The organism is Streptomyces avermitilis MA-4680 = NBRC 14893 (assembly GCF_000009765.2).
GTDB lineage: Bacteria > Actinomycetota > Actinomycetes > Streptomycetales > Streptomycetaceae > Streptomyces > Streptomyces avermitilis.
The window spans coordinates 7082284-7099510 of record NC_003155.5 but is presented as its reverse complement, the minus strand read 5'-3'; the positions used below and the strand labels follow the sequence as shown (position 1 = coordinate 7099510).

Sequence of the window (17227 nt, the reverse complement as noted above, 5' to 3'; positions counted from 1 at the left end):
TGGCTACCTTGATGGCTACGTAAAGAGACGCCCCCGCCCCCGAGCGGCCCGGACGGGGGCTTCGTCGTTCTCAGGGTTCAGACGGTCTGCTCGATGCGCTCGAAGATGTCCGAGTCAGTCTCCTGCTGCCAGGTCGGCAGGTCGGCCCAGTCGGCGACGTATCCGGGCTTCGGGTCCTCGAAATGCTTGAACATCTGGGCGGTCCAGGAGATCGCGACGAAGCGGCCCTTCTGCTCGCGGGTGAGCCGTGTGGCGTGCCCTTCGCTGATCCTGATGAAGTCGCGCACCTGTCCGTATACGGCGGCGGCAGCCTCGCGCTCCCACACGGGCGTCTCGTCCCACGGAGTGACATAGCCGGGCTTCGGCTCACCGGGGTAGTGCTTGTTCACACCGGCGATCCACGCCTCGCGGAAGATCCGACCGTCACTCATGCACGTGTCCCTCTCGTCATGCGGTGCGCGAAAGCGCCGCGATTCGGTGATCCAGATCCGAGACTCGACCATCGGACATGAGCGGGGCAAGACGCCCTCGAAGTCCGTCCAGCTTCTTTCCGACGAATCCCGAGTTCGACCGGTCGGCCAGGCCAAGTACTGCCTCCGCGTACTGCACGACCTGATCGACGTCACCCCGGTGGGCCCCGAGGACGGCAAGGTCGCTCAGTACGGCTGCGCGGCGGCGCAGGGACAGCGGTTGGGCGAGGGCTGCGGTGAGGGCATCTTCCGCGAGGTCGGGACGGCCGAGCTGGAGGTAGCAGGCCCCTCGTTCCTCGGGGAGGCGGGAACCGTCGAAGCGGAGCCAACCGCCGTTGTGGGAATGGCCGTCGAGGGAGTGCACCTTCTCGGCTTCGTCAAGCGCTCGGGCGCAGCCGTCGATGTCGCCCACGGCCGCGCACACCTGGGCCTGGACGGCGGCGACCCAGTGGCGGGTGGACAGTGCGCTGTCGCCCCGCCGGGCGATCCGGGAGGCCACCGCCAGCAGGGGCTGGGCAGCGGGCGCGCGGCGCGCGTACAGCTCGACGTAGGCGTGGCGGGTCATGGCACAGGCCCAGAGGTCGTGATCACCACCAGCATGGGCAGCGTTGGCAGCCAGCGTGTAGCACTGAGCGGCGTCGGTGTACCGGTTGGCGTCGAAGAAGAGTTCGCCGGCGAGCTGGTAGAGGTCGGCCGTCATCGTGCACAGCCGGGCCCGGTCCGCTGCGGTACGCGTCTCGGCCAGGCCCTTCGTCAGGACGTCAAGCTGCTTGTGGACCGCCGGGAAGACGGTCGGCTTTGAGTCCGAGAGGGTGAAGACCTGCCACAGGCTGCGGTGCAGCTCCTCCCCTGTCTCCAGGAGCGCCGCCACTGTGTGTCCTCGGGGGGCCTCGTCCGAACCGGGCAGCGTGACCAGCGCGCCCGTGACGGCGAGCAGGCCCAGGACATCGCGGCGCTTCATATCGTCATCATCACCGTCGAGGAGGGGCGGGGTGTCAGGAAGCACGGCGGTTTCGGCCGGCTGTTCTTCGAAGAGAAGCCCTTCCAGCTCGGAGAGGGTGGCTCCTAACAGGCTGGCGATCTTGAGCCGTTGGTGCGGTTGTTGGCACGGCCACTTTCCCAACGGACCACGGTGGACGCGGCCACCGTAAGCGCTTCTGCGAACTCCTCCTGAGAGTAACCCTTTGCCACCCGCCGCTCGGCAAAGCGCCTACGCCTTAAAGCCATTGGACTCCCCTCACGAAGAGCACCTTCCTCACTCGCAACACCCGATGCCCGGAAAACGCCTGGGCACTGCGCGGGGTCCGCTCTGGGAGACGGTAACGGATCGTCGTTCACTGGTAACACGCCGCTCGGAGGTTGAAGGACCCTCCGGGCGGCTCCCCTGAGGGCCGCGCCGTTGTCCGTCCTAGCGGCGGCCGGCTGCTGCCCCATCCGAGAGGAGCGACCGCGTGACAACCTCTGATCCGCCCCGCAGGAACCGTGTTGCTGACGGCCGTACGTATACGCCGCCGGAGCCCCAACCGGGGGCGCCGAGCCGGACTCTGCGGGTACGGGCGGCCAGCGGCTGGGAGAAGTTCATGCGCCGCAGCGAGACGCGGCAGGAAACGGACACGTGAACCCAGTCGGGCCCGACGGCTACGAGCAGCACCCGCTCCTGAACACGAACGTCCGCGACGTCGCCTCGCGCGGGGAGGGCGTTCTCGTCGCCGTCACGCACGAGCTCCACAGCCACGGCACTGTCCGGGTCGCGCGCATCCGGCCCGAGAGTGGCGTCGAGTGGACGACCGCAGCCGGCAACATCCAGGCGGCTCGCCTCTGAGGCGGTGTCCACGGATCGCCGTCCGCACCGTACCGGCGCGGGCGGAGAACAGTGCCGGATCCCTCCCCCACCCCCAGCTCAGGGAGTGCCAGGAGGAGAACAGCCAGCTCTGCCCCTCGTGGGGGCAGACGTTCAAGCCCCGCTCACCCCTATCAGGCCCTTGCCTGCGGAGACGTCCCGCGTCTGGGTGAGCGGCTTTTTTCACCACGCCACTTTCAACCCAAGGAGTCCCATGACCGCCTCCGTCGCGCTCCCCGCCCCCACGCGACCGTGGGGTGTGGGCCGACTCGCGCCCTACCCGACGACCATCCGCCAGCCCCACGCCACGGTCGCCATCGACCCCACGACGCAACTCGGGGTGTTCCGCGACCGCGCCGGCCAGGTAGTCGAGATGGGCAAGCACGGCACCAGCTCCGGAACTGAGACCTCCACGACGACGAACTCGGACTCCAAGAACGATCAGGGTCACGATCAGGACAGCAGCCAGGACTGATGACCATGACCGACGAGAGGCCGGTTCTGGTGGCCACCGAGGCGGACGACATCACCGCCGACATGGTGATCACCGAGCTCAACCGGCGCGATGTGCCGGTGGTCCGGTTCAACCTCGCCGACATCGGCGAGGGCCTCACGGTGTCGGCTCGGTTCGGCACCTGCCCGGCCCCTGTGGTCGGGCAGGTGCGCACCTCGTCGAGAACCGCCGACCTGACCCGCGTCCGATCGGTGTACTGGCGCCGCCCGGAGTGGCCTTCGTTCCCCCACCTGTCCCCGGACGACTCCCGTTTCGCGGCGGCGCAGGTCCGCTACGGGCTCGGGGGCACCCTCTACGCCTTGGACCACCCGCTCTGGGTCAACCACCCGTTACGCATCGCCGCGGCCGACTACAAACCCGCTCAGCTCGCCCTCGCCCAGCAGCTCGGCTTCACCATCCCGACCACCCTCGTCACCAACGACCCCGCCGAGGCACGCGAGTTCATCCGCACTCAAGGAGACGTGATCTTCAAGACGCTGCGGTGGACCCCGTACACGCGCGACGGCGTGCCGGTGACCGGTTGGGCCGACCCCGTCACCGCCGACGAGATCGACGACAACGTTCGCATCACCCCGCATCTGTTCCAGGCCCGCGTGGACAAGGTCACCGACCTCCGCGTCCTGATCGTGGGCCAGCACACCTTCGCCGTACGTATCGACTCCGAACTGCTGGACTGGCGCAGGGACTACAGCGTCCTGACGTACACCGTCGAACACCTCCCCGACAGCGTGGACAAGGCACTGCACGCCTACCTGGACCGCCTGGAGCTGGTATCGGGGAGCTTCGACCTCACGGTGGACCGGGCGGGGGTCTACTGGTGGCTGGAGCTGAATCCCAACGGGCAGTGGGGGTGGCTGGAGAAGGAGACCGGCCTCCCGATGTCCGCCGCCTTCGCCGACCTACTCGTGCAAGGAGACCGCCAATGACCGACCCGGCATCCGAGCGGCGCCGTATGGCGGCCGTGCTCTCGAACAAGGGCGTCCTGAAGTCCCCCTGGCTGCGCGGGGCCATCGAGACCATCCCCCGCGAGCAGTTCCTCCATCCTGGAGTCTTCCTCGACGAGGGGCGGACCTGGCGGCCCGTCACCGCCCTCGGCACCGCCCCGGACGAGTGGCTGAAGATCGCGTACAGCGTCGACACCCTCACCACCCAGCTGGATGGCCACCTCACCGCCGACCGGGCCGGCGGACCCGTCGTGGGCGTGCCCACGTCGTCCTCGACCGACCCGACCACCGTCATCGGCATGATCGAGGCCCTGGACCTCACGGCGGGACACCGCGTCCTGGAGATCGGCACGGGCACCGGTTACTCCACGGCCCTGATGTGCCACTACCTCGGCGAGGACAACGTCACCACGGTCGAAGTCGACCCGCAGGTGGCGGCACGCGCCGATGCCGCCCTGGAGTCCGTCGGCTACTCGACGTGGACGGTGACGGGCGACGGGCTTCTCGGCCATCCGCACCGGGCACCGTACGACCGGGTCATCGCCACCTGCGCGGTGCGTCGCATCCCCTACACATGGGTCCGGCAGACGAAGCCCGGTGGCATCGTCCTCAGCACGGTCGGCTCCTGGCCCTGGGGAACCGGTCTCGCAAAGGTCACCGTTTGCGATAACGGCACCGCCGAGGGCGCGATCATCGCACGCTCCTCCTTCATGCAGGCACGGTCCCAGGCAGTGACGCCCTTGGCCGGCGACCTCTCCGCCCGCACCGCCTACGCGGACAGTAGGCGGCCCGCGCTGGTGTCTCCCCTCGTCCTGGAGGAGTGGATGCCCGCGTTCCTCGCGCAGCTCGCCGCACCCGGTGCGCAGTTCGTCCGCGCCGCCCGCAGCGACGGCTCGCCCTTGCGGTACCTGTTCGATCCGGAGCGGGAATCGTTCGTCGAGTTCATCTCCGACGGCGAGAGCTGGACCGTCCGCCAGGGCGGCCCCGTGGCTCTGTGGGACGGCATCGAACGCTCCGTTGTCGCCTGGCAGGACGCCGGGGCTCCGGATATCGATGCGGTGCGACTCCGCGTCACCGACCAGTCCCACGAGTACTGGATCGACAGCTGCCCGTCGCTGCGCTTGGAACACCGGCTCGCCTGAACCGCTATCCTCCGAGGGAGCCGCCCCCAGCCCGTAGGTAGCACGATGGACGACGAACCGCTCTCCGAATGGGTCAAGCGCCGTGACATGAAGAGGGGACAGCTCCGCGCGGCCCCTCTCGTCCCTGGCAAAGGCCTACAGGGGGCGCATCTGAATCCTGACGCACCGCGCGTGATCGAGCGATGGAACGGGCACATCTGGGAGTTCCACGGCTTCGCGGTGAACCTCGCCGAGGCACAGCGCATCCTGTACCCCGATAACAAGGTCGCCCCAGCCTCGGGGTCGGCGCCGAAGCTCGGTCCCGGAACCGGCAGGCACCGGAAGCCTCAGGCCCCGCGATAGTCCCGGTAACGAGCTTCATCCGCAATCCAGAAAGATCCCCGACGCCACGAGGCATGGCTACCTTCGTGGCTACGTACGTCGTCGCACGGTCCCGTTTGAACCGGAGCGGACCAGAGTCCAGCGAGACCCGCCCATACATGGAAAAAGCCTCTGACCTGCGTTTCTACTGGTCAGAAGCCCTGAGGGGCAGACGAGTCGGGCTGTACGCCGGGTTCTGTCGCCCGGTCGCCTCGCGGCGGCCGGGGAGACGGCCATCCATCTAGGACCGGCGTTGCCACCGGTCTCGTGCGGTCTACCCGCGGACTCGGGCGGGCAGCCCTCGAACGTCCGCGCAGAGCCGCCTTTCACAGCGGCTCCTTTTGACCTTGCTCCGGGTGGGGTTTACCTAGCCGCCTGAGTCACCTCAGGCGCTGGTGGTCTCTTACACCACCGTTTCACCCTTACCCGGCGCCGAAGCGCCGGGCGGTCTGTTTTCTGTGGCACTGTCCCGCGGGTCACCCCGGGTGGCCGTTAGCCACCACCCTGCCCTGTGGAGCCCGGACGTTCCTCGGGGAGGTCCTCAAGGACCCCCACGCGGCCGTCCGCCCGGCTCGTCTGCCGTGTCGACCATGCTACCGGGCGCGCGACCCGCCTCGCGCCGGAGGTCGGTCCCGAGGTCGGTCCCGAGGCGGCCACCACAGCGGATGCCGGGGCGGATACGGGGGCGGATGCGGGGGCGGGGTCCGGTCGTGGACTCGTGGCCGCCGTGGCCAGGAACGACCCCAGGAGGATCAGGCCGAAGGCCGCCAGGATCCCGGCCGTCAGCGGCTCGTCCAGGAGCGCCACCCCGGCCGCCACCGCCACCGCCGGATTCACGTAGGTGAACACCATCGCCCTGGTCGGGCCCGCCTCGCGGATCAGTTCGAGGAAGACCACGAAGGCCAGGGCCGTGCAGATCACGCCCAGGCCCGCCAGCGAGGCCAGCACCGACGCGGAGGGGACCGCGGTCGGCCGGGTCAGAGCCGCCGCCGGCGCGTACACCAGCGCCGCCAGCACCAGGCACGGGGCTATCAGCTGGAGCGTCGGCACCGGCTTGAGGTACCTCGCGATGATCAGCGGCGCGGTCGCATAGCCCAGCACCGTCAGCAGCACCTCGGCCAGCGAACGGGCGTCACCGCCGGTCAGATGGGGGACGGTGAGCACCACGACGCCCGCCAGGCCCAGCGCAAGACCCGTCGTCCGGCGCGCCCCCAGCCGCTCCGTGTCGCCGAAGAAGCGGGCCAGCGGGATGCCCACGATCGGGACGCCCGCGATCAGCAGCCCCGCCGTGGAGCTGGAGAGATGGCGTTCGGCGTCCGTCAGCGTCCACCAGGGGCCGATGATCTCCACGACGGCGAAGGCCAGCATGGGCCGCCAGTGCGCCCGTACGACCCTGGTCAGTCCTCCTTGCCGTACGGCGAAGGGCAGGAGCAGGGCCGCGCCCAGGGCACAGCGCGTGAAGACGACCATCGACGGGGACATGTCGTCCACCGCCACTTTGATCATCAGATAGGGAATGCCCCAGAGGACTCCCATGAGGGAGAACAGGAACCAGCCGCGTGCAGTCATGCGGCGAGTGTCGGCCGCGTCAGCACCCCCTGTCTTGAACGCTGTTGCGGTACGCCGCCGGAGTCACCCCCAGCACTCGGCGGAACCAGCGGGTGAGGTGGGCCTGGTCGGCGAACCCCACCAGGCCGGCGACCTCGGCCGGTCGCAGCCCGGACTCCAGGAGCCCGCGGGCCCGGACCACGCGGTACTGGGCGAGCCAGGCGTACGGCGGTATCCCCATCGTCGTACGGAAGGCACGCAGCAGCTGGTAGCGGGACAGGCCCAGGTCGGCGGCGAGGTCGGCGAGGGAGGGCGGGGTGGTGAGTTCGTCGGCGAGGCGGTCGCGGACGGCGTGTGCGATGTGGCCCGCGCCGGGCACCGTGTCGCTGACCTGGCGGGCCGTGGAGTGGCGCCGGGCGAGCGCGGTGAGCAGCCACGGCAGCCGGGACTCGGCCTCCAACGGGTCGGGGCAGAGACTGAGTTCGGTGTGTGCGGCGCGCAGGGCGGCGGCCAGTTCCGGGTCGTCGAGGAGCGGCTCGCGGAAGTGCGGGAGGCCGCCCAGGGTGCCGTCGGTGAGCAGTGGGGTCTGTGCGTACAGGGCGCGGTAGGCGTAGCCGTCGCAGGCGCCGGGGCCGCCGGTGTGCATCTCGCCGGGGGCCAGTACGACGATGGAGCCGGGGCCGGTGCGGATGTGACCGCCGCGGTAGTCGATGATCTCGGAGCCGCCGACGCAGACGCCGATGGTGAACTCCTCGTGGGCGTGCGGGGCGTAGCGGTGTTGGTCGAAGCGTGCGGTCAGCAGGTCGAGCGGCGGCCCGCAGCGGCCGAGGTGCGCCCGGGTCCACAGGGCCTGCTCACGTGCGCTCACCTGGCGTCCTTCCTGTCCCACCCACGTGCATGTCGCACCTGCTGCAGGGGTGCAACGTCCGGAGGCCCTCGTTCCATGCCGCGGGATGTGGGCGGGCCGGCCGTGGTCAGGCAGGTGCGAAGCGCACCTTGGCCGTACCGGGGTCCGCCTGGGTGAGCCGCACCCGCAGCCGCTCCCCCAGCGGCAGCTTCGCAGTGCCGCCGTCGATACGCGCGACGACGGCCGGAGACTCCAACTGGACGGTGCCGACGGTGGGTTCGCGCTCCTTCACGTCGACCACGCAGCCGTCGAAGACGTCGCCGACGCGGTCCTTGAGCAGCGCGGCCTCGACGATGTCGACGCACTCCCGCTCGACGGTGGCGGCCCGGTGGCTGCCGTCGGCCATCTCCTTGGGCAGGTCGTCGAGGGCGGCCAGGACCCAGTCCGGCGGCGCCTGGCCCGCGACGGCCGCGAGGCAGATCTCGGACGCGTACCGGTCGGCGAGGCGGCGCAGCGGGGCGGTGCAGTGGGCGTAGGGCGCGGCGACGGCGGCGTGGGTGGTGATCGCGGGGAGCGCGCCGTCGCGGAAGGTGGTGTAGCCGGCGCCGCGCAGCAGCGTCGTGCACTCCAGGAGGAAGGCCGCGTGGTGCGGCAGCCGCGGGTCGAGGGAGCGGATGAGCCGCGCGTACGAGACGTGGTGCGGCCAGTCGACGCGCAGGGCGTGGGCGGTGCGGCGCAGCCGGCCGACCGCGCCGTCGGGGGCGGCCGGGAGTGTCCGCAGGATGCCGGTGCCGTGCGCGAGCATCAGCTCGGCGGCGGCCATCCCGGTGAGGAGGGAGATCTGTGCGTTCCAGCGGTCGGCGGGCAGCGGGGCGCGGTAGGCGAGTGCGTACGTGTGGTCGTGTTCGACGATCTCCTGCTCGGGCACGTCGAGGGAGATGCCGCCGCGTTCGATCTCGAGGTTCTCGCGCAGCCGTCCGATGTCCTCGAGCAGGGCGAGCGGTTCCTCGGCCGTCGCCGTGTCGATCTGCTTCTGTACGCCCTCGTAGTCGAGCTGGGCGCGGCTGCGGACGAGGGCGCGGCGGACGTCGACCGCCGCGGTACGGCCGTCCGCGTCGAGGTCGATCGTCCACAGGACGGCCGGGCAGGTCTGGTCCGGGAGCAGGCTCGCGGCGCCTTCGCCGAGCCGGGGCGGATGCAGCGGGACCTTCTCGTCCGGGAAGTAGAGGGTGTTCACCCGGCGGTGGGCCTCGGCGTCCAGGGCACCGCCGGGTACGACGAAGGCGGCGACGTCCGCGATGGCGTACCGCACCCGGAAGCCGCCGCCGTGCCGGGACAGGTGCATCGCCTGGTCGAGGTCGGTGGCGGTGGGCGGGTCGATGGTGAACAGGGGGATGTCGGTCGCGTCGTACGACGGCGGTACGGGGGCCGTAGCGGCCCGCTCCGCCTCGGCGAGCGCTTCCGGCGGGAAGGTCCCGGGCACCCCGAGTTCGGTGCGCAGCGCGCCGAGGGCGGCCCGCAGCGGGGCCTCGGGGGCGCCGGTGACGCGGATTTTGGCGGCGGGGCATTGGGTTCGAGCGTTTTGGCGGGGGCGGGTGGGGGCGGCACCCCGGGCCTCCGGCCGCCCGCCAGGGCCTCGGGCCGCCCGCCGGGACCTCCGGCCCGCCCGTCTGCGGCGCCGCCCGCCCGTCCGGGGCGCCGCCCCACCGGCGCGGGACCGCCTCCCCTCCCGGCGCGGGATGGCCGCCCTGGCAGGGGCCTCCGTCCCCGGAGCACCGGACCGCCACCGCCGGGCAGAGGACCTCGACCCCGGGGCACCGGGCCGCCACCCCCGGCACAAGACCTCGACCCCCGGCACCGGGCCGCCACCCCCGGCACAAGACCTCCAGCCCCGGAGCACCAGACCTCCACCCCCGGCAGAAGGCCTCCGCCCCCGCGTGCAAACCCGTCTCGACCGCACCCATTAATCTGGCGCAAGCCCCCGCACCACGCCCCGAGGAGAACCCGTGCTCGTCCTGCTGCCGCCCTCCGAAGGCAAGGCCGCCTCCGGCCGCGGCGCCCCGCTGAAGCCGGAGTCGCTGTCGCTGCCGTCGCTCGGCGCGGCGCGCGAGGCCGTGCTCGACGAACTGGTCGAGCTGTGCGCGGCGGACGAGGACAAGGCACGCGAGGTGCTCGGGCTGAGCGAGGGCCTGCGCGGCGAGGTCGCCAAGAACGCCGGCCTGCGCACGGCCGGGGCACGGCCCGCCGGGGAGATCTACACCGGCGTCCTGTACGACGCCCTGGACCTGGCCTCGCTGGACCCGGCGGCCAAGCGCCGCGCGGGCAGGTCGCTGCTCGTCTTCTCCGGCCTGTGGGGTGCCGTGCACATCGGCGACCGCATCCCCTCGTACCGCTGCTCGATGGGCGTGAAGCTGCCGGGACTCGGGGCGCTGGGCGCGCACTGGCGTACGCCGATGGAGTCGGCGCTTCCCGAGGCGGCCGGGGGCGGGCTGGTGCTCGACCTGCGTTCCGCCGCGTACGCGGCGGCGTGGAAGCCGAAGGGGGAGGTCGCGGGGCGGACGGCGACCGTGCGGGTGCTGCACTCCCAGATCGTGAACGGGGTGGAGAAGCGTTCAGTGGTCAGCCACTTCAACAAGGCGACGAAGGGGAAGATCGTCCGCTCCCTGCTCGCGGCCGGGACCGCCCCCAAGAACCCGGCGGAGCTGGTGGAGGCCCTGCGGGACCTCGGGTACGCGGTGGAGGCGCAGGCGCCCGCGAAGGCGGGGAAGGCCTGGGCGCTGGACGTGGTGGTGACGGAGATCCACTGACCCGCACCACCCACCGCTGCACCGCTGCACCGTTGCGCCGTTGCAGCATGTGCAACACCCTTTGCGCGTGCTGCACACCATGGGCAGGATGAGGCCATGACCTCACCGCTGCCTCCCGCCGAGCTGCCCTCCTCGCCGCGCGCGTCCGTGCTGGATCTCGCTCCCGTCGTGCCCGTGGTGGTCGTCGAGGACGCCGCCGACGCGGTACCGCTGGCCCGGGCGCTGGTCGCGGGCGGCCTGCCCGCGATCGAGGTGACGCTGCGGACCCCGGCGGCGCTGGACGCGATCCGGGCGGTCGCGGCGGAAGTCCCGGACGCGGTGGTCGGGGCGGGCACGGTGATCACGCCGACGCAGGTGGCGGACTGCGTGGCGGCGGGCGCCCGCTTCCTGGTCAGTCCCGGGTGGACGGAGGAACTGCTGGCGGCGATGCAGGGGTCCGGGCTGCCGTTCCTGCCGGGGGTGTCGACCACGTCGGAGGTCGTGGCGCTGCTGGAGCGGGGGGTGCGGGAGATGAAGTTCTTCCCGGCGCGGGCGGCGGGCGGTACGGACTATCTGCGGTCGCTGGCCGGGCCACTGCCCCAGGCGCGCTTCTGTCCGACGGGCGGGATCGCCCTCGCGTCCGCCCCCGCGTACCTGGCGCTGCCCAACGTCGGCTGCGTGGGCGGGAGTTGGATGCTGCCCGGGGACGCGGTGGCCGCGCGGGACTGGCTGCGGATCGAGGAACTGGCGCGCGAGGCGGCGGCACTGGGCCGCTGACCCGACGGAGACGGCACGCCCCGTCGGCCCAGCGGAAGCGCGACGCCCCCTCGGCCCAGCGGAAACGGCACGCCCCGCCGGCTCAGCGGAAGCGCGACGCCCCGCCGGCTCAGCGGAGGTGCGACGTGTCGTTCAGCAGACGCACGGACGCGTTTCCGTCCGCGTAGTACGCCACGGCCGAGACGGAGGCCGCCGACAGTTCCATCCGGAACAGGGACTGCGGGGGCGCGTCGAGGGCGAGTCGTACGAGGGTCTTGATCGGCGTGACGTGCGAGACGAGCAGGACCGTGCGGCCCGCGTACGCGGCGAGGAGCTTGTCGCGGGTGGTGGCGACGCGCCGGGCGACGGCGGCGAAGCTCTCCCCGCCGCCGGTGGGCTCGGCCTCCGGGTCGGCCAGCCAGGCGTTCATGTCCTCGGGGTGGCGCTCGCGCACCTCGCCGAAGGTCAGCCCCTCCCAGGCGCCGAAGTCGGTCTCGCGCAGCCCCTCCTCGACGCTCACCTCGATACCGAGGCGGGCGGCGACGATCCCGGCGGTCTCGCGGCAGCGGGCCAGCGGCGAGGACACGACGGCCTGGATGGTGCCGCGTGCGGCGAGGGCGGCACCGACGAGTTCGGCCTGCCGGCGGCCCACGTCGGAGAGGGCCGGATCACTGCCACCGCTCCCCGAGAACCGCTTCTGCGGCGTCAGCGGGGTCTCCCCGTGCCGCAACAGCACGAAGGTGGCGGGGGCGCCGAGGTCGGCGGGCGGGGACGCGACGTTGCGCGCGGCCCGCACGTCAGCATCGGCCGGCACGGAGGCAACATCGCGCGCGGCCCGCGCGCCGGTGTCGGCAGCGGTGCCGCCCGGTTCAGGGACCGCAGGGCTCGTCGCCACGCGTCCACCGGCCAGCGCCGCCCGAGCCCTGGCCGCGCCCGCCGCCGCGTCTCCGGGTGGCCCCGTCGGCTCGGGGGCCGCGGGGGCCGGCGTCCGGGCGGACAGTTCCGCGGTGGACGTCGACGGGGACCACCGCTCCCCCCGCTTGCCGGCGTCCATCGCCTCGTTCGCGAGCCGGTCGGCGTGCTTGTTCCGCTCGCGCGGAATCCACTCGTACGTGACCTGTGACGGCGGGAAGACCGCCGCCGCTTCCCTCGCCAGCGGCTTCATGTCGGGGTGCTTGATCTTCCATCGGCCCGACATCTGCTCGACCACGAGTTTGGAGTCCATGCGGACGCGGATCCGGGCGGCCGGGTCCAGGGCGCGGGCCGCCTTCAGCCCGGCCAGCAGCCCCCGGTACTCGGCCACGTTGTTCGTGGCGACGCCGATGTACTCGGCCGTCTCCGCCAGCGTCTCGCCCGTCGCCGCGTCGATCACCACGGCGCCGTAGCCCGCGGGCCCCGGGTTGCCCCGGGAACCGCCGTCGGCCTCGACGATGAACTCCCGCACCACGCAGTCCTCTTACAGACCGGAGTCGGACGTGCGCACCAGGATGCGGCGGCAGTTCTCGCAGCGGACGACGGTGTCACGCGGCGCGGACCGGACGTCGTTCAGCTCGGTGATGTTGAGCTCGATGTGGCAGCCCTCGCACCGGCGCTGGTAGAGGCGGGCCGCGCCGACGCCGCCCTGCTGAGCGCGCAGCTTGTCGTAGAGCTTCAGGAGATCGGCCGGGACCGAGGCCGAGATGACCTCGCGCTCCTTCGTCACCGAGGCCGCCTCGCCGTCCAGCGACTCGAACGCCGCGTCCCGGCGGGCCGTCGCGTCGTCGATCTTCGCCTGCACGGAGGAGACGCGCCCGGTCAGCTCGGCGACCCGCTCCTGCGCGGACTCGCGGCGCTCCATGATCTCCAGGACCACGTCCTCCAGGTCGCCCTGTCGCTTGGCGAGCGAGACGATCTCGCGCTGGAGGTTCTCCAGGTCCTTCGGGGAAGTGACGGCGCCGGAGTCGAGGCGCTGCTGGTCACGGACGGCGCGCTGGCGCACCTGGTCGACGTCCTGCTCGGCCTTGGTCTGCTCGCGGGAGGTGTCGCTCTCCTCGGTCTGAGCGGCCACCAGCAGGTCACGCAGCTGCGTGAGGTCCTTGTTCAGCGACTCGATCTCGGCGTGCTCGGGCAGCGACCTCCGCTTGTGGGCGAGCTGCTGGAGGCGGGCGTCGAGGGCCTGGACGTCGAGGAGTCGGATCTGGTCGGCGGGCGCGGCGTTCAGTTGGGGGCTCCAAGGGAATCAGTGGTGGTGGACGCCGCGTGGGCGGTCCAGGGGTCGGTGACCGTCTTCGACACATGGACCCGCAGGTCCCAGCCGTGGCGGTCGGAAATCTCGTCGAGCTGGGCGGCTGCCAGCTCGCACCAGGGCCATTCCGTGGCCCAGTGCGCCGCGTCGAGCAGCGCGAGAGGACTGTGGGCGCGGTCCGCCATGAATTCCGACGCCGGGTGGTGGCGCAGGTCCGCGGTGAGGAAGGCGTCGACGCCGGCCGCGCGTACGTCGTCGAAGAGGCTGTCGCCGGAGCCGCCGCTGACGGCGACCGTACGGACGAGGGCCTCGGGGTCGCCCGCGACGCGGATGCCCTGCGCGGTGGCGGGCAGCCGTGCGGCGGCGCGTGCGGCGAACTCGCGCACCGTCACCGGGTGGTCGAGTGCGCAGACGCGGCCGAGTCCCCGGCGGCCGTCGGGGTCGCCCGGGTCCGGCACGAGGGGCCGTACGACACGCAGGTCCAGCGCTCCGGCGAGGGCGTCACTGACTCCCGGGTCGGCGCGGTCGGCGTTGGTGTGGGCGACGTGCAGCGCGATGTCGTTCTTGATCAGGGTGTGCACGGCGCGGCCCTTGAAGGTGGACGCCGCGACCGTCGTCGTACCGCGCAGATAGAGCGGGTGGTGGGTGACGAGCAGGTCGGCACCCAGGTGCACCGCCTCGTCGACGATCTCCCGAACGGGGTCGACGGCGAACAGGACCCGCGCGACCTCCTGGTCGGGGTCGCCCACGACGGTGCCGACCGCGTCCCAGGACTCGGCCCACTCGGCGGGCCACAGGTTCTCGAGCGCGGCGATGACTTCAGACAGACGGGGCACGGGGAAAGGCTACCTGCCCTGCGCCCCTGTCCCGCCGGTCGCGGGTGCATCGACCCGGCTCACCGGCCCGGCACCCGCCGCCGAAGGCCCCGGAGGGCGTGTGAACCGCACCGGGGCGAGCTCGGAACGCGTCGCACGCTCCCCGTCGAGCACACCCGCCCCCGTTTCCACAGGCGAATCGCGAGACCAGCACCCTTATGTGTGAAATGACCGCCCGCCCCTCTCACGTCTGTGCGTACGAAAACTAGCTTCGTCGCCGGAGGTGACCGAACGATGACGGTCTGTGCCTGGGAGTCTGTGGCGGAGAGCGGGAACGAGCGGGGCGCCCGGCCCGGATGTGTGATCACCGCTGACGGGTCCTACGCGGCACGCCTCGCGCTGGACGGCGAGTCCTGGTTTCCGGAGCGCTGGACGCTGGACGGCCCCGAGCCGTACGCCGTGCCGCTGCCGGGCAACCAGCCCGAGGAGCCCGGCACCGAGGTGCTGCCGATGTCCGACGGGCGGGTGCTGATCCACCGTGTCGCGGACCGGCGGCACACGTTCTCGCTGCTGTATCCGACGGGGCCGGCCACCGGTGAGCTGCCGCTCGGCGCGGTGGAGTGCCCGGACGAGGGGACCCGGCTGCGGCTGCTGCCGCCCGCGCCGGGCGGGGACCGGGCGTACGCCCTCGCGGTGGGCGGTGGCTCCACGGCGGTGTGGCTGGTGGCGGCCGGCGCGTTCGGGCCCGAGCATCTGGCCGAGGTGCCGGGGCACTGCTCGGGCGGGGTGTGGCTGGACGCGACGGGACGGCTGCTGGCCCTGGACCGCACGCTGAACGGTCGTACGAAGACGGTCGTGGTCGACCTGGAGCGCGGCGGCGAGATGTCGCCGCTGCTCCAGATCGCGGAGCACAGCGACGACCGGCTGCTCCTCGCGGACGCCGACAGCGGGCTGCTGCTCATCCGCTCGGACGCGCCGTCGCCGGGACACGACCGGCTGGGCTGGGGCGTACTGGGGAGCACGCTGCCGGTCCGCTTCCCGGAGTCCCTGCGGCTGACGGGCCCTCCGTCCCCCCTCGGCGTGAACGGGGGCGCGCCCCTCGTGCTGACACCGTTCGCCATCCAGCCGGGGCAGGTGCTGACGCCGGAGCGCTGTGCGGTGGCCCTGCGCGTCGACGGCCCGGCGGGCAGCTGGGTGGGGGTGTGGCGCCCCGCCGAACGCCAGATCCACCATCTTCCGGCGCCCGAGGGGTGGCTGGCGGGCACCGGGCTGTGGACCGAGGACGGGGTGCTGCATCTGCCGTTCGCGACGGCGGCGGTGCCCTGCGGGGTGGCGCGGGTGGCGGCACCGACGGGGACGGGCCCGGGAGATCCGGAGCGGTACGGCCCGGCCGCGCCGACGGCAGGACATACGCCGCCCGAGCCGCAGGCCCCGGATCCCTCGGGTCCTGCCGCCCCGCGTCCGGTGCCCCTGCAACAGGCCTCGCTCGCGGGCCGCCTGCTGAGACGCAGCGCACCCTCCGCACCGGCCCACCCCGAGGAGCCGGCGCCGCCGCACGCCGAACACTCCCCGCTTCCGGCCGAGACACCCCCCGCCACCCCAACTCCCGCCGTGGCAGCCCGATAGACTCACCCGGCTGTACGAAGGATCTTGTTGACGGGGTGAACACTTCCTATGAACGACACCAGCACCACCTGTCCACCGCTGCCCGAGGCTCAGGAAGCCGCAGATCACGGCCACGGCCGGCACCGGGGTCCGGTCTCCGCACAGGACGACGAGGCAACCCCTCGCGGCCGGCACCGCAAGCCGTCCGACTACCAGGCGGACCCCTGGCACTGAGTCAGCCCAGGTACTGAGTCAGTACCTGTATCGAGTCAGCACCTGTATCGAGTCAGCACCTGTACTGACTCATGGCACGCGGAGGAAGACCCGGCTCGAGCAGGGGGGTATCGCTCCCTCCTGCTCGACCGTCGGACGGCCGCTCAGCGACCCGGCGAGGCCGGGGAAACCGCGGCGTCCCGGCCCCGCCTGAGCCCCAGCACCTCCACCGCGGCGAACGTCTCGCCCTTCGGCCGGTCCGCGTAGTGCGGGGTGAGCAGCGCATCCAGTTCGTCGTAGGTGAACGTGTCCTGCTTGGTGTCGAACTTGGCTGCCACCCGCGGCCGTTCGACGATCGCGACCATGCCGCCATGCACGACGAGCAGCTGCCCGTTGACGCCCGCGGCGGCCGGCGAGGCCAAGTAGCCGACGAGCGGGGCGACATGTGCGGGCGCGAGCGGGTCCAGCCCTTCATCGGGTTCCGCGAAACCCGCGAACACGTCCTCCGTCATACGGGTCCGGGCGCGCGGGCAGATGACGTTCGCCGTCACGCCGTACTTCGCGAGCGCCAGGGCCGTGGACGTGGTCAGCCCGACGATCCCGCCTTTCGCCGCGGCGTAGTTGGGCTGGCCCGCCGAGCCCGCCAGGAACGCCTCCGACGAGGTGTTCACGATCCGTCCGTACACGGGCCCGTCGGCCGCCTTGGAGCGTGCTCGCCAGTGCACGGACGCGAAGTGGGTCGTGTTGAAGTGCCCTTTGAGGTGCACCCGGACGACCGAGTCCCACTCGTCCTCGGACATCGAGAAGATCATCCGGTCGCGCAGGATGCCCGCGTTGTTGACCAGGATGTCCAGCTTTCCGAACTCGGCGACCGTCAACTCGACCAGTGCACGGGCCTGTTCGTGGTCGGCGACGTCCCCGGTGTGGGCGGCGGCCCGGCCGCCCGCCGCGCGGATCTCGGCGGCGACCTCCTCGGCGGGCGTGCCCGACGCCGCGCCGGAGCCGTCCCGTCCGGGCTGCCCGTAGTCGTTGACGACGACGACGGCGCCCAGCCGGGCGAGTTCCAGTGCCTCGGCCCGGCCGAGCCCGCGCCCCGCGCCGGTGACGATCGCGGTCAGCCCCTCAAGTGGCAGTGACATCAGGGTCCTTAGCGGTGGTGGCGG

At 72.1% G+C, this 17227-nt stretch carries 18 protein-coding genes, 1 other RNA gene and 1 pseudogene; 9 read left to right on the top strand and 11 right to left on the bottom strand.

Annotation, left to right across the window (positions count from 1 at the left end; all coding sequences use genetic code 11):
* Positions 1 to 77 precede the first annotated feature (77 nt).
* The 3 genes from SAVERM_RS30365 to SAVERM_RS45020 all read right to left on the bottom strand — a co-directional run bounded on the left by SAVERM_RS30365 (position 78) and on the right by SAVERM_RS45020 (position 1697).
* Positions 78 to 431 carry a hypothetical protein gene (locus tag SAVERM_RS30365; RefSeq protein ID WP_010987290.1) on the bottom strand — a complete coding sequence of 118 codons (354 nt, stop codon included), beginning with the start codon at positions 429 to 431 and terminating at the stop codon, positions 78 to 80.
* A gap of 16 nt (positions 432 to 447) precedes the next feature.
* On the bottom strand, positions 448 to 1431 hold the full coding sequence (locus SAVERM_RS30360; protein ID WP_237528918.1) for an NsdA family TPR-like regulatory protein: 984 nt from the start codon (positions 1429 to 1431) through the stop codon (positions 448 to 450).
* 104 nt (positions 1432 to 1535) lie between these two features.
* On the bottom strand, positions 1536 to 1697 hold the full coding sequence (locus SAVERM_RS45020) for a helix-turn-helix domain-containing protein (RefSeq protein WP_237528916.1): 162 nt from the start codon (positions 1695 to 1697) through the stop codon (positions 1536 to 1538).
* A 388-nt stretch (positions 1698 to 2085) separates the two neighbouring features.
* Here SAVERM_RS45020 and SAVERM_RS30350 point away from each other — a divergent pair, with 388 nt between their 5' ends.
* From SAVERM_RS30350 to SAVERM_RS45015, 5 genes are all read left to right on the top strand, one after another.
* Positions 2086 to 2292 (top strand): hypothetical protein, encoded by a 207-nt coding sequence (locus tag SAVERM_RS30350; protein WP_010987288.1) that lies wholly within the window; start codon positions 2086 to 2088, stop codon positions 2290 to 2292.
* Between the two features lie 232 nt (positions 2293 to 2524).
* Entirely contained in the window at positions 2525 to 2785 is a 261-nt protein-coding gene (gene tgmA, locus SAVERM_RS30345; protein ID WP_010987287.1) for a putative ATP-grasp-modified RiPP, read from the top strand.
* A gap of 5 nt (positions 2786 to 2790) precedes the next feature.
* Positions 2791 to 3750: an ATP-grasp ribosomal peptide maturase gene (tgmB, locus tag SAVERM_RS30340; RefSeq protein WP_037645792.1), complete on the top strand. Its 960-nt coding sequence runs from the start codon at positions 2791 to 2793 to the stop codon at positions 3748 to 3750.
* Positions 3747 to 4910 (top strand): ATP-grasp peptide maturase system methyltransferase, encoded by a 1164-nt coding sequence (gene tgmC / locus SAVERM_RS30335; RefSeq protein ID WP_010987285.1) that lies wholly within the window; start codon positions 3747 to 3749, stop codon positions 4908 to 4910. The genes tgmB and tgmC overlap by 4 nt, the downstream gene beginning before the upstream one ends.
* A 45-nt stretch (positions 4911 to 4955) precedes the next feature.
* Positions 4956 to 5252: a DUF6087 family protein gene (locus SAVERM_RS45015; protein WP_037645591.1), complete on the top strand. Its 297-nt coding sequence runs from the start codon at positions 4956 to 4958 to the stop codon at positions 5250 to 5252.
* A gap of 187 nt (positions 5253 to 5439) precedes the next feature.
* Here SAVERM_RS45015 and rnpB read toward each other — a convergent pair.
* From rnpB to SAVERM_RS30305, 4 genes and pseudogenes are all read right to left on the bottom strand, one after another.
* Positions 5440 to 5845: RNase P RNA component class A (gene rnpB / locus SAVERM_RS30325), an RNA gene on the bottom strand.
* 214 nt (positions 5846 to 6059) lie between these two features.
* Positions 6060 to 6776 (bottom strand): annotated as a pseudogene (locus SAVERM_RS38920) (DMT family transporter); the annotation flags it as partial.
* Positions 6777 to 6858: 82 nt separating this feature from the next.
* Positions 6859 to 7686 (bottom strand): AraC family transcriptional regulator, encoded by an 828-nt coding sequence (locus SAVERM_RS30310; protein WP_037645590.1) that lies wholly within the window; start codon positions 7684 to 7686, stop codon positions 6859 to 6861.
* A gap of 106 nt (positions 7687 to 7792) precedes the next feature.
* The gene (locus tag SAVERM_RS30305) at positions 7793 to 9217 is read right to left on the bottom strand and encodes an RNB domain-containing ribonuclease (RefSeq protein ID WP_042494581.1); all 1425 of its coding nucleotides are present in this window, start codon (positions 9215 to 9217) and stop codon (positions 7793 to 7795) included.
* Between the two features lie 454 nt (positions 9218 to 9671).
* On the opposite strand from SAVERM_RS30305, the gene yaaA reads away from it, so the two are divergent.
* Both yaaA and eda read left to right on the top strand, forming a co-directional pair.
* Positions 9672 to 10472, top strand: coding sequence for a peroxide stress protein YaaA (gene yaaA / locus SAVERM_RS30300; protein ID WP_010987281.1), 801 nt, complete (start codon positions 9672 to 9674; stop codon positions 10470 to 10472).
* A gap of 96 nt (positions 10473 to 10568) precedes the next feature.
* Positions 10569 to 11228, top strand: coding sequence for a bifunctional 4-hydroxy-2-oxoglutarate aldolase/2-dehydro-3-deoxy-phosphogluconate aldolase (eda, locus tag SAVERM_RS30295; RefSeq protein ID WP_010987280.1), 660 nt, complete (start codon positions 10569 to 10571; stop codon positions 11226 to 11228).
* 109 nt (positions 11229 to 11337) lie between these two features.
* Here eda and SAVERM_RS30290 read toward each other — a convergent pair whose 3' ends face one another.
* The 3 genes from SAVERM_RS30290 to SAVERM_RS30280 are packed head-to-tail and all read right to left on the bottom strand — an operon-like array spanning position 11338 to position 14267.
* Positions 11338 to 12651, bottom strand: a complete 1314-nt coding sequence (locus SAVERM_RS30290) for a bifunctional RNase H/acid phosphatase (protein WP_037645584.1) — start codon at positions 12649 to 12651, stop codon at positions 11338 to 11340.
* A gap of 12 nt (positions 12652 to 12663) precedes the next feature.
* Positions 12664 to 13407: a zinc ribbon domain-containing protein gene (locus tag SAVERM_RS30285; RefSeq protein WP_062804698.1), complete on the bottom strand. Its 744-nt coding sequence runs from the start codon at positions 13405 to 13407 to the stop codon at positions 12664 to 12666.
* A complete protein-coding gene (locus tag SAVERM_RS30280) occupies positions 13404 to 14267 on the bottom strand; it encodes a Nif3-like dinuclear metal center hexameric protein (RefSeq protein ID WP_010987277.1) in 864 nt (287 codons plus the stop codon). The genes SAVERM_RS30285 and SAVERM_RS30280 overlap by 4 nt, the downstream gene beginning before the upstream one ends.
* 273 nt (positions 14268 to 14540) lie before the next feature.
* Between SAVERM_RS30280 and SAVERM_RS30275 the strand changes: the two genes are divergently transcribed.
* Positions 14541 to 15872: a hypothetical protein gene (locus SAVERM_RS30275; protein ID WP_010987276.1), complete on the top strand. Its 1332-nt coding sequence runs from the start codon at positions 14541 to 14543 to the stop codon at positions 15870 to 15872.
* A gap of 48 nt (positions 15873 to 15920) precedes the next feature.
* Positions 15921 to 16085 carry a hypothetical protein gene (locus SAVERM_RS43440; RefSeq protein WP_010987275.1) on the top strand — a complete coding sequence of 55 codons (165 nt, stop codon included), beginning with the start codon at positions 15921 to 15923 and terminating at the stop codon, positions 16083 to 16085.
* Between the two features lie 143 nt (positions 16086 to 16228).
* Here SAVERM_RS43440 and SAVERM_RS30270 read toward each other — a convergent pair whose 3' ends face one another.
* The gene (locus SAVERM_RS30270) at positions 16229 to 17203 is read right to left on the bottom strand and encodes a 3-oxoacyl-ACP reductase (protein WP_010987274.1); all 975 of its coding nucleotides are present in this window, start codon (positions 17201 to 17203) and stop codon (positions 16229 to 16231) included.
* Between the last annotated feature and the right edge of the window lie 24 nt (positions 17204 to 17227).

Excerpts from the sequence above, each read along its gene's own strand:
- SAVERM_RS45020 (WP_237528916.1), bottom strand. The coding sequence starts at position 1,697 with ATGGCTTTAAGGCGTAGGCGCTTTGCCGAGCGGCGGGTGGCAAAGGGT.
- tgmB (WP_037645792.1), top strand. The coding sequence starts at position 2,791 with ATGACCGACGAGAGGCCGGTTCTGGTGGCCACCGAGGCGGACGACATC.
- SAVERM_RS43440 (WP_010987275.1), top strand. The coding sequence starts at position 15,921 with ATGAACGACACCAGCACCACCTGTCCACCGCTGCCCGAGGCTCAGGAA.
- tgmC (WP_010987285.1), top strand. The coding sequence starts at position 3,747 with ATGACCGACCCGGCATCCGAGCGGCGCCGTATGGCGGCCGTGCTCTCG.
- tgmA (WP_010987287.1), top strand. The coding sequence starts at position 2,525 with ATGACCGCCTCCGTCGCGCTCCCCGCCCCCACGCGACCGTGGGGTGTG.
- SAVERM_RS30360 (WP_237528918.1), bottom strand. The coding sequence starts at position 1,431 with ATGAAGCGCCGCGATGTCCTGGGCCTGCTCGCCGTCACGGGCGCGCTG.
- SAVERM_RS45015 (WP_037645591.1), top strand. The coding sequence starts at position 4,956 with ATGGACGACGAACCGCTCTCCGAATGGGTCAAGCGCCGTGACATGAAG.
- SAVERM_RS30270 (WP_010987274.1), bottom strand. The coding sequence starts at position 17,203 with ATGTCACTGCCACTTGAGGGGCTGACCGCGATCGTCACCGGCGCGGGG.
- SAVERM_RS30365 (WP_010987290.1), bottom strand. The coding sequence starts at position 431 with ATGAGTGACGGTCGGATCTTCCGCGAGGCGTGGATCGCCGGTGTGAAC.
- SAVERM_RS30275 (WP_010987276.1), top strand. The coding sequence starts at position 14,541 with ATGACGGTCTGTGCCTGGGAGTCTGTGGCGGAGAGCGGGAACGAGCGG.
- eda (WP_010987280.1), top strand. The coding sequence starts at position 10,569 with ATGACCTCACCGCTGCCTCCCGCCGAGCTGCCCTCCTCGCCGCGCGCG.